Source organism: Bacteroidetes bacterium SB0662_bin_6 (genome assembly GCA_009839485.1).
In the GTDB taxonomy this organism is placed as follows: domain Bacteria; phylum Bacteroidota; class Rhodothermia; order Rhodothermales; family VXPQ01; genus VXPQ01.
This window is the reverse complement of the sequence record VXPQ01000039.1, coordinates 53,344-63,782: the sequence shown is the minus strand read 5'-3', so window position 1 is coordinate 63,782 and position 10,439 is coordinate 53,344. Positions and strand designations below refer to the sequence as shown.

General features: G+C 59.0%; 8 protein-coding genes. 3 read left to right on the top strand and 5 right to left on the bottom strand.

The features are described from left to right. Positions 1 to 140: 140 nt before the first annotated feature. The 3 genes from F4Y00_07645 to F4Y00_07635 are packed head-to-tail and all read left to right on the top strand — an operon-like array spanning position 141 to position 4,247. Complete coding sequence (locus tag F4Y00_07645; protein ID MYE04827.1) at positions 141 to 1,010, top strand: phosphoenolpyruvate hydrolase family protein; 870 nt, start codon at positions 141 to 143, stop codon at positions 1,008 to 1,010. A gap of 32 nt (positions 1,011 to 1,042) precedes the next feature. Beyond that, positions 1,043 to 2,272, top strand: a complete 1,230-nt coding sequence (locus F4Y00_07640; protein MYE04826.1) for a UPF0261 family protein — start codon at positions 1,043 to 1,045, stop codon at positions 2,270 to 2,272. A gap of 7 nt (positions 2,273 to 2,279) precedes the next feature. Next, positions 2,280 to 4,247 (top strand): bifunctional aldolase/short-chain dehydrogenase, encoded by a 1,968-nt coding sequence (locus tag F4Y00_07635; protein MYE04825.1) that lies wholly within the window; start codon positions 2,280 to 2,282, stop codon positions 4,245 to 4,247. 274 nt (positions 4,248 to 4,521) lie between these two features. Here F4Y00_07635 and F4Y00_07630 read toward each other — a convergent pair whose 3' ends face one another. From F4Y00_07630 to pdxA, 5 genes are all read right to left on the bottom strand, one after another. Continuing rightward, positions 4,522 to 4,863 carry a cupin domain-containing protein gene (locus F4Y00_07630; protein MYE04824.1) on the bottom strand — a complete coding sequence of 114 codons (342 nt, stop codon included), beginning with the start codon at positions 4,861 to 4,863 and terminating at the stop codon, positions 4,522 to 4,524. Positions 4,864 to 4,869: 6 nt separating this feature from the next. After that, positions 4,870 to 6,663, bottom strand: a complete 1,794-nt coding sequence (locus F4Y00_07625; GenBank protein ID MYE04823.1) for a Na+/H+ antiporter NhaC family protein — start codon at positions 6,661 to 6,663, stop codon at positions 4,870 to 4,872. A gap of 136 nt (positions 6,664 to 6,799) precedes the next feature. Beyond that, the gene (locus F4Y00_07620; protein MYE04822.1) at positions 6,800 to 8,560 is read right to left on the bottom strand and encodes a sodium:alanine symporter family protein; all 1,761 of its coding nucleotides are present in this window, start codon (positions 8,558 to 8,560) and stop codon (positions 6,800 to 6,802) included. Positions 8,561 to 8,690: 130 nt separating this feature from the next. Beyond that, positions 8,691 to 9,374: an ATP-binding cassette domain-containing protein gene (locus F4Y00_07615; GenBank protein ID MYE04821.1), complete on the bottom strand. Its 684-nt coding sequence runs from the start codon at positions 9,372 to 9,374 to the stop codon at positions 8,691 to 8,693. Further along, positions 9,371 to 10,438, bottom strand: coding sequence for a 4-hydroxythreonine-4-phosphate dehydrogenase PdxA (gene pdxA / locus F4Y00_07610; GenBank protein ID MYE04820.1), 1,068 nt, complete (start codon positions 10,436 to 10,438; stop codon positions 9,371 to 9,373). The genes F4Y00_07615 and pdxA overlap by 4 nt, the downstream gene beginning before the upstream one ends. Position 10,439: the final 1 nt, after the last annotated feature.

Genomic DNA, 10,439 nt, shown 5'->3' with positions numbered 1-10,439 from the left:
GCGTTGCCGCTCGCTTATGTGGCTGGGCCACACTGCGCTCGCGGCGTCTGGCCTGGCAGGAAAACAGGCCCCGCAGAGCGCCGCTGCATAGTGGTAACAGGCCCTTGCTGCGATGCCCGCATCCTACGATTCCCCTACCCATGATCACTCATCGTCTTACCACAGAACATATTCTCGCCCGCCTGCAAGCCAAGGTGGCACAGCGCATTCCCGTAATGATCGCCAGTGCGGGCAGCGGTCTGGTCGCTAAACTGCTGGAATCCGCCGGCGTCGATTGTATCAATACGTTTTCCGGGGCGCGATTGCGCGCCAACGGCATGGGCACCATGTCGATGATGTGGCCTATCCTCGATTCGAACAAACAAACGCTGGACTACACCCGGGAAGACATCATGCCTGCGCTGCAGGGCGATGCGTTCGTCTGCGCCTGCCTGAATGCAAACGATCCCCTCAAGGATATGCGGATGGTGTTAAACGAGTGCAAGGCCATGGGCGTGCAGTCGGTTTCGAATATCGGCCCCTCCATCAGCTATGTGGATCACGACAGTGAGATATACCGGGTAATGACCAGCGCCGGCATCACCTATCGGAATGAAATCGAGATGCTGAAACTGGCCAGAGAAGAAATGGACATGGTGACCATCGGTCTGGCGTTCACCATGGAAGATGCGCTGGCCATGTGCGAGCAGGCCAAACCGCATATTTTTTGCTATCATGCGGGCACGACGAAAGGGGGGCTTAAGGGATATGACAGCGGATTAACCATCGAGGAGACCGCCGAACAAACCGAAGAAGCCTATCAGGCTGTGCGCAAGGTTCATCCCGAGGTCATCCTCGTTGCGCACGGCGCAGCCATGGAAAATCCGGTCGATGCGCAATACATGCTGGACCACACGTCCGGCCATGGTTTCTGGACCGGCTCCTCCACGGAACGCCTCCCCATAGAACGCGCCGTATCGGCGGCGGCCCGGGAATTCGCCGCCCTGCGCTTCACGAACCCTGCCGGGTAACATCCACACCGGCGCCAGCAAGCCACACGATCATGCCGAAAACCATTGCCGTATTGGCCACGATGGATACGAAGGGCGCGGAAGCGGACTTCGTACGCCAGGAAATAGAAGCCCTCGGAGAAGAAGCCCTTCTGGTCAATATCGGCGTGGTCGGACCCGCGGCCGTTCCCGTCCACATCGATACCGCTACGGTGATTCGTGCAGGGGGAGGCGACCCGGATGCATTGCTGAAAAACCCCACGCGCGAAGATATCGGACCTTATCTCGTCCGGGGAGCGCAAAAAATACTGCTGGATCTGGTCCTGGAACACAAAATCCACGCGCTGCTGGCCATGGGCGGCACCCAGGGCACCTCGACCTGTTCGCAAGTCATGCAGGCGCTGCCTTACGGATTCGCCAAAATCATGCTTTCGACGGCCGCGTCCGGGGACACCGAACCCTTTGTCGATATCAAGGACATCACCATGATGTTCTCGGTCAGCGACATTCTGGGCCTCAACCCGTTCTCGAGAAAAATCCTGGCGAATGCCGCAGGAGCCGCTGTGGGAATGGCCCAGAAGAGCGAACGCGTCATCACTGCCGAAGCGGGCAGCAAGGGAACCATCGGTATGACCAATCTCGGGGTCCTGACCCATGGCGCCATGCACGCCATCGACCTGTTTCACGAAGCAGGCTACGAGGTCATCACCTTCCATGCGATCGGGGCCGGGGGACGAGCCATGGAACAGATGATGCGGGAGGGTATCATCAAGGCGGTCTTCGACTACGGTCTCGGAGAAATCGCCGACGACGTATACGACGGATTACGTGCTTCGCACGACCCCGAACGTCTGACCGTAGCCGGAAAACTGGGATTGCCACAGGTAATTTGTCCGGGCGGCGCCGAACACATCGGGCTGCTGCTGCACACCCCGAACGAAGCGCCGGAGGCCTACAAGCATCACGCCTACGTCTTCCACAGCCCGGTCGTGTTCGCCCCCCGACTCGGGCCGGACGAAATCCGCAAGGTGGCCACGGATATTACCCGCCGCCTCGCCCACAGCAAGCAAAAGACTGTTTTTATGCTGCCGCTACAGGGGGTCAGCCGGTATTCCGTTCCCGGCGGACCACTTGTCGACAAGGAAAGCGATACCGTTTTCTTCGATACGCTGCGCAGCACCATGCCTGCCTCCATTGAATTGCGTGAGCTGGATTACGGCGCAGAAGATCCGGCCTTCATCGAGGAAGCCGTACGAACGCTGATCCATCTGATCGAACAATAGGATACTCATGCACAGTTTGTGGAACGATCAGGAGGCACAAGCCAGCGCCGGCGACGATCTGGCGTTGCGCGTGTACACCTCGCGCCTGCTGGGATCGGACGAATACCTGGTAATGCACGGAGGCGGCAACACATCGGTCAAGGCCGTGGTGCAGGACTTGCTGGGACGCAACGTGGACGTGCTCTATGTGAAAGGCAGCGGATGGGATCTGAAAACCATCGAGAAACCGGGATTCCCCGCGTTACGGCTCGACGAAACGAAACGCCTGGCCGACCTGGAAGCATTGTCCGATGAGGAAATGACGCGGCAATTACGCTCGTTCATGCTGGACCCGTCGGCCCCCTCGCCGTCGGTGGAGGCTATCCTGCACGCCATCGTTCCGGCCAAATTCGTAGATCATACCCATGCCGATGCGATGGTTACCCTTACGAATAATCCGCAAGGGGAAGCCATCATGCAGGAGATCTGCTCCGACTGCCTGATCCTGCCGTACGTGATGCCCGGCTTCATCCTGGCCAAACAGGTGTATGAAGCGATCCGGGGCATCGATCCGGACGGGTACAAAGGCATCATCCTGATGCACCATGGCATATTCACATGGAGCGATGACGCCAGGGTAGCCTACGAAAACATGATCGAACTGGTGAGCCGCGCCGAAGCGTACATCGCCAAACATGGCCGGACAAGCCACCCCAAAGCGCAACGCGACGTGAACCTGCCGGATCTGGCGCGTATCCGCCGGGCGGTGTCCGAGGCGCGCGGCTCGGCGCAATTGGCCATGCTCGACCGATCGGCAAGCGCTCAGGGCTATGCAAGCCGCAAGGATATAGCCGACATCTCCACGCGGGGGCCCATCACGCCGGATCATGTAATCCGTACCAAGCGCATCCCCGCCATAGTGGCCGCAAGCCCGGAAGAGCACGTACCTGAAGTAGCCGAATTCGCAAGGGACTACGCGGCCTATTACGAAGCCCACAAAACCGAGGGACTGCACATGCTTGATCCGGCCCCACGCATGGCCGTCTGGAAAGAGAACGGGTGCATCGCCTTCGGCAGCAGTGTCAGGGAATGCGGAATCGTTACCGACATTGCGCGCCATACCCGTCAGGCCATTCAAACCGGTGAATCTCTCGGCGGATGGCAGGCTTTGTCGGAGCAGGAAATTTTTGACCTGGAATACTGGTCGCTCGAACAGGCGAAACTGGGCAAAAGAGGCGCTGCAAAAGAACATCAGGGAAAAATCGCTATCGTCACCGGCGCATGCAGCGGTATCGGTAAAGCCGCATGCGAAGCTCTTGCCCGCGACGGCGCCACCGTGGCGGGAATAGACATCGATCCCGGCGTCGTCGATGCCCTCGAGGGAATGACCGGGATCGTATGCGACGTAACCGATGACAGCGCAATGCAGGCCGCTGTAGATCAGGTGGTGACTACATTCGGCGGCCTCGACATCATCGTTTGCAACGCCGGCATCTTCCAGTCGGGAGAACGCATCGAAGAACAGGACGATGCGGCATGGAACCGGATGCTGGCCGTCAACCTGACCGCCACGCAGCGGTTTATGAAAATCGCGATCCCCTATCTGAAACTGGGCATTCGTCCCTCCATCATCGTGGTTGGATCACGCAACTATGCCGCCCCCGGCCCGGGAGCAGCGGCGTACTCGGTCAGCAAGGCCGGCATTACCCAGTTGGCGCGTGTAGCAGCACTGGAACTGGCCGCCGACGGCGTGCGCGTGAATGTCGTACACCCGGACGCGGTCTTCGACACCGGGGTATGGACCGACGAAGCCCTGGAACGCTCGGCGAAGCGCTATAACATGACGGTGGAGGAATACAAAACCAAAAACCTCCTCAACACGGAAATACGGTCTGCGGATGTGGGACGCCTCATTTCCGTCATGGCCGGCGACGCGTTTCGGGCCACTACAGGCGCTCAGGTACCCATCGACGGGGGCGTGGATCGCGTGATCTAGGGCCTAGGGTCTGTTAACACTATACAGCGATGCTCTGTTCCGTCAGGCACGGCGTCAATCAAGGCGCGAGAAGCGAAGTTTGGTGGTTCCAAATGAGCGACGAGCAACGACGAGTGACGCCGTGACCGGCGGAACCCGAAGGGCGGGGTCTATTTTCCCGCCATGCGGCGTTGCCGCTCGCTTATGTGGCTGGGCCACACTGCGCTCACGGCGCCTGGCCTGGCAGGAAAATAGGCCCCGCAGAGCGCCGCTGTATAGTGTTAACAGATCCTAATCAGGCCCGCCCGAAATCATCCTCCAGCCGAACAACATCGTCCTCAAGACACAGTCCGAGCTGGGTCTCGATGATGATCAGCGGTTCCCGCCCATCGTTTTCGACACGGTGAATATCCCCCTTATCGATAAAAAGCGTATCCCCCGCCACCACGCGCCGCCGGGTCTCATTTAAGGTAAAAAGACCTTCGCCGGAAACAATCACCCAATGTTCCCGGCGGTGCGCATGTTTCTGAAGAGACAGCCGCTTCCCGGGATGCACGATAATGCGTTTGACCCGATACCCCGGTTCGTTCAGGTATGCTTCCCAGCGGCCCCAGGGCCTGTCGTCGGAATCCATCATGTCCCGTTATGCCTCAGGGATACTCCTGCCGAATATCCGCAGTCCGAAAAACAGCACGCCGCCCCCTATCGCCATGCCGATCCACCAGGGCATCCCGAATCCGGCCGGAAGAATACCGAGCAGCATGGCGACAACCCCGACAAACAATGCGTACGGAAGCTGGGTGCGCACGTGATCTATGTGATCGCACCCGGACGCCATGGATGAGAGGATCGTCGTATCCGATATCGGGGAACAATGGTCCCCGCAGACCGCTCCGGTGAGTACGCAGGCCACAGAGGAATAAAGAATGTGATGGTGGTCCCCGCCGGTCAGCCCGTTTATTTCCAGAATGGCCCACACAAGCGGGATCACGAGTGGCATGAGAATACCCATTGCCCCCCAACTGGACCCCGTGGAGAAGGCGGTCAGTGCCGCAAGCACGAAGATTAACAACGGCACGATTCCCGGCGGAAGCGAGTCGCCCAGCACGGAAATAAGGTAATCGGCCGTATAAATTACCGTAGTGATTTCCGAAAGCGCCCAGGCCAATACCAGAATAACACATGCCAGCAACATGGACTTGACGCCGGCGAACCATGCGTTGACGGTCTCGCTCAGCGACAGCGTGCGGCGCCCGAGCGACAACGCCACTGCCGTAATGACGCCGAGCAACGATCCCCACATCAGCGCACCGTACGAATCCGCAGTCCCGATGATATCCCGTAAGGTATCGCCTTCCCCGGTCACATAGAGCCCGCCCAGTACCGACACGACCAGTACGACTATCGGGAGCACGGCATCCATGGCGCGGTATTTCACACCGGCCTTGGGTGCGATGGCCGCAGATTCTCCCTCATCCTGAACAATTTCGGCATTCGGAGAAGACACTTGCCCGGTCAGACGGGCTCTTTGTTCCGCGCGGTACATCGGGCCAAAATCCCGATCGGACGAGGCTACGCAGAACACGAATAAAATGGCGAGGATCGGATAAAAGCTATACGGGATCGATTGCAGGAATACCGAATAGGCCGACTCGGTGAAGCCGTCAAGGTTCTCTATAGCCGCGCCGATCAGACCGACCTCGTAGCCGATCCATGTCGTAACCAGTGCGAGGCAGGCGACGGGCGCTGCCGTGGAATCCACGATATACGCCAGCTTCTCGCGCGAAACCTTGAACCGGTCCGTCACCGAGCGCATCGTGTTGCCGACCACCAGCGTATTGGCGTAATCATCGAAAAAGACAAGCAGACCCAATACCCACGTAGCTAACTGCGCCTTGCGCGGCGAGCGGGTCCGGCGGACAATGCGTTCGACAATGTCCTGCATCCCCCCGTTGCGCGAAATGATGCCCACCATGCCCCCGATCATGAGCGAAAAAAGAATGATGGCGCCATGACCGGGATCGATCAGCGCAGCGAGTACATACACCTGAAACGTATCGAGAAGCCCCGTCCACAATGCCGTGAATCCCATTCCCTTCGCAACCCATGCACCCACCACAAGCCCCAGAAACAGGGCGGGAATGACCTGCCTCAGGATCAGTGCGGCAGCAATGGCAATGAGAGGAGGGATGATAGAAACCCATCCGGGAATGACATGCATTCCGGCCTGCGCGACCACCTGCCCGTTACGCAATAATTCGACCGATATAGACCCTGTCGACGCCACTTCCGCATCACGCAGATATACCTGCCCGTCCCGCGAAGCCTCCAGCGCCCGGGGCGCCGCTTCCCCAATCCGCACAGTGAATACCGCCGCGGAATCGGCGTCTGTCTGAACGCCTTCCACACGCACGTCAAAGGCTTTGCCGCGAAGCATCAGGGAGGGCGCATCCAGAGAATAAGTCTGCGCCTGTACGACGCCGGCCCAGCAGAATACCGCCACAAACACCCATCCCCTTACACAGAAGAGGCGCCGCAGTACCCCGGAAAAACAGCTTCCCTTGCTTCGTTTATTATCCACGGGATTGCCGTTTCTTCCTGCGTTTCTCCTCGATACTGCGCTTGTGCGCTTCATAATTCTCGATCCAGGGCCGGCGCTTGAAATACCCGATCGTCATTTCCCGAACCTTGCCCGAAAGGAAAATCATGGCCAGCAGGTTCGGCAGAATCACGATGCCAAGGAACACATCACCCAGGGTCCAGACCGTCGTCAGGGCCAGCGTGGCGCCTACAAAGTGCATCGCCACAAAGACCGCCTTGTACGGGATTACGCCCTTCTCGCCAAACAGATAATAGGCGCAGCGGTCGCCGTAATAACTCCATGCAATGGCCGTTGAAATTGCGAAAAGCAGCACGCATAGAATAACGATGTATCCCCCCCAATTCCCCAGAGGCGACAGCCCCCGCTGAAAACCGAGTTGCGTCATCGGCGCACCGTTCTCGACGGCATTTCCGTACAGCACCACATACACATCCCCGTCATTCCCGACGGCGTGTTGACTGGCAGGCACCAGGGTCCCGGTAAAAGGCTCGGTATGCGCCGCATCGACAAACAATCGCTCGACGACCACATCGTGCCAGGCAGGTTGCGCCATGCCCGGACCGGTTAGCGGCATCCCGTCACGAATCAGGATTTCCTCCAGAGGATCGGCAGTGGAAAAGGCGCCTGCCCCATCCTGCTGTACATAGCCCATATCGCCCGACGCCAGATCCAGTTCCGTGGGCACCCGGTCACTCCACACACCGGTGATCAGGATGACCAGCGCCGTCATCGTACAAATGACGATGGTGTCGATGAACGGTTCGAGCAAGGCCACAACCCCCTCCGAAACGGGCTCGTCGGTCTTGGCCGCAGAGTGCGCAATGGGCGCCGATCCCTGCCCGGCCTCGTTCGAAAACAGCCCCCGGCGAACACCCCACATGAGCGTAAGGAGAAACGCTCCCGTTCCAACCCCGGCCACCCCGGCGCTTGGATTGAACGCCTCCCGGAAAATGAGTCCCAGTGCAGAGGGAAGCTGGTCTATGTTGATCAGAATGATCAGGAGGGCGCCCAGTACATACACAGCGGCCATTGCGGGGGCAAGGATTCCGGTCACCCGGCCGATACGGCTAATGCCCCCGAGAATGACCATGCCTATGACGGCCGCGGTCAAAATACCCGTAATCCAGGTGGCGACACCAAACTCCGAGGCCATCACATCGGCTACGGTATTGGCCTGTACCGCGTTGCCGGTTAAAAAAGCGGTGATGCCAAGCAGCACGGCAAAGAATCCGGCAAGCGGCTTCCACTTCTTGCCCATTCCCCGTTCGATATAATACATCGGTCCTCCCGCTACCGTGCCCTGCCGGCGGGAAGCATCATCCGCGGGCACCATGTCCCGGTAATTCTGCGCCAGCGTAACTTCCGTGTATTTGGTCGCCATGCCGAGAAAGGCAGTGACCCACATCCAGAAAATCGCTCCGGGACCGCCCCAGTGAATGGCGATGGCCACCCCGGCGATATTCCCAATGCCCACCGTAGCCGAAAGAGCCGTGGTAAGCGCCTGAAAATGGGACACGTCCCCGGGCTCGTCGGGATCGTCGTACTTGCCCGATGTGACGGCAAACCCGTGCCCGAGACGACGCACCTGAATGAACTGCAACCGAAGCGTCAGAAAAACGCCAGTGCCCAGAAGCAGGATGACGACGAGGGGAATCGTCTCGCCCCCGATAGAGGGACCGAATGACCATATGGCGCTTTCCAGTGCGGAAACAACCCGTTCAAAAAAATCCATAATCAAGCCTGCATAAAGGATTGGTAAACGAATGCCCTCTTCTTCACATCTTCCTGTGCAATTCCGAACATAACGGTCTGCGCGTCATGCATGATCCGGAGCAAGGATTTCGGAACAGGGTACGCATATCTTAAAGGGTTTCGGGGTCTACATCCACAATGTGTCTCCCCATAAAACCCAGTGTGCGGGCAGGAAATTGCTTGATCAGGCGATAATTGTGCGTAGCCATCAGCACCGTCATGCCCTGCCGGTGAAGCCCGACAATCAATTTGAGGATGTCGTCAGCGACGTTCGGATCCAGATTTCCGGTGGGTTCGTCGGCCAACAACATCAACGGCTCGTTCACGATGGCCCGGGCAATCGAAACGCGCTGTTGTTCCCCTCCGGATAACTCGTGAGGAAAGTGCTTCTTCTTGTGACTCAGCCCTACCTGCGAAAGCACCTGCATAACGCGCTCCCTGACGGCTCTGCCCCGCTTGCCGATGACATACATAGCAAATGCAACATTCTCATAGACCGTACGATCGGGAAGCAATTGAAAGTCCTGAAACACCACGCCCAGCGAGCGGCGCAAATACGGGATTTTCGTATAACGCATCCGATCTGTCCGGTACTCGCCTATCTGCGCTACACCCGCATCCGGAAACACATCCATGTACAACATCCGCAACAGGGTCGTTTTCCCGCTTCCGGTAGGACCGACCAGGTACGCCATTTCTCCCTGCCGGATCGTCAGGTCAAGGTGCTCGACCACGGTACGGCGATGGCCGTCGGGCAACACGTGCGAGAGCGATATGTCGGAAAGGTGGATCATGTGCGGTTCCTGCACCGCACTATATCGACGGCCAGACGGATAGCGCTCAGCATACTCTCCGAACGCGCTCTTCCTTGACCCGCAATATCGAATGCGGTTCCATGATCCGGGGATGTGCGCACGATCGGCAGGCCTGCGGTATAATTGACGCCATGCTCGAAAGCAAGCGTTTTGAAAGGCGCAAGGCCCTGATCGTGGTACATGGCGAGCACGGCGTCGTACCGGCGCCAGGCGCCTGCCCCAAAGAAGCCGTCCGCAGGATGCGGCCCGGACGCAAGCAGTCCGCCGGCCCGTGCCTCATGGATAGCGGGGCCGACCACCTCGGTTTCTTCCCGGCCAAGCACACCTCCTTCCCCGGCATGGGGATTGAGTCCCAGCACGGCGATTTCCGGGCTCTGTATGCCGAAATCGACACGAAGTGCGGCATGCACCACCCGGATGCCTGCAAGTACGGATTTGCGCGTGACAGCATGCGGCACATCCCGCAGAGGCATATGCGCCGTCACAAGACCGACGCGTAATCCCTCCGCAATCATCATCATCGCATACCGGCTGCAACCGGCAAGCCCGGCAATAAATTCCGTATGGCCCGGATGCATGTACCCGGCCATCGAAATCGCCTCCTTGTGCACAGGGGCTGTCACCACCGCATCCACTTCCCCCGCAATACACATGGCTACGGCGCGTTCGACCGAGCGCATGGCCAGGGCACCCGCTTCCGCAGCCACCTTGCCGAATTCCGGCTCGAATGGTTCGTCCTGCGCTATATCGAGCACGAACAGCCCCTCCGGCGAAATCCGATCAGGCATGGAAGTAACGATCCGGATGTCCGGCAAGCTGTTTCCCATGCGGGCAGCATGTGCACGGAGTACCTGCGCGGAGCCTACGATCACCGGTTGCGCTATCTGCAACCTGTGTGTCTCTCGCACGCTTTTGAGTACGACTTCCGGGCCTATGCCATTGGGATCACCCAAGGTGACGGCGACGCGAGGCCGCTCTAAACGGCCACCCGTTCGGGCGGAAGCATCCGTCGGCGCCTGGACCGGTTCAGCACCCGAAGCCATG

What these genes read in the sequence shown, in the direction of transcription:
- F4Y00_07645 (MYE04827.1), top strand. Translation starts at nt 141, where the DNA reads ATGATCACTCATCGTCTTACCACAGAACATATTCTCGCCCGCCTGCAA.
- F4Y00_07640 (MYE04826.1), top strand. Translation starts at nt 1,043, where the DNA reads ATGCCGAAAACCATTGCCGTATTGGCCACGATGGATACGAAGGGCGCG.
- F4Y00_07635 (MYE04825.1), top strand. Translation starts at nt 2,280, where the DNA reads ATGCACAGTTTGTGGAACGATCAGGAGGCACAAGCCAGCGCCGGCGAC.
- F4Y00_07630 (MYE04824.1), bottom strand. Translation starts at nt 4,863, where the DNA reads ATGATGGATTCCGACGACAGGCCCTGGGGCCGCTGGGAAGCATACCTG.
- F4Y00_07625 (MYE04823.1), bottom strand. Translation starts at nt 6,663, where the DNA reads ATGCTTCGCGGCAAAGCCTTTGACGTGCGTGTGGAAGGCGTTCAGACA.
- F4Y00_07620 (MYE04822.1), bottom strand. Translation starts at nt 8,560, where the DNA reads ATGGATTTTTTTGAACGGGTTGTTTCCGCACTGGAAAGCGCCATATGG.
- F4Y00_07615 (MYE04821.1), bottom strand. Translation starts at nt 9,374, where the DNA reads ATGATCCACCTTTCCGACATATCGCTCTCGCACGTGTTGCCCGACGGC.
- pdxA (MYE04820.1), bottom strand. Translation starts at nt 10,438, where the DNA reads ATGGCTTCGGGTGCTGAACCGGTCCAGGCGCCGACGGATGCTTCCGCC.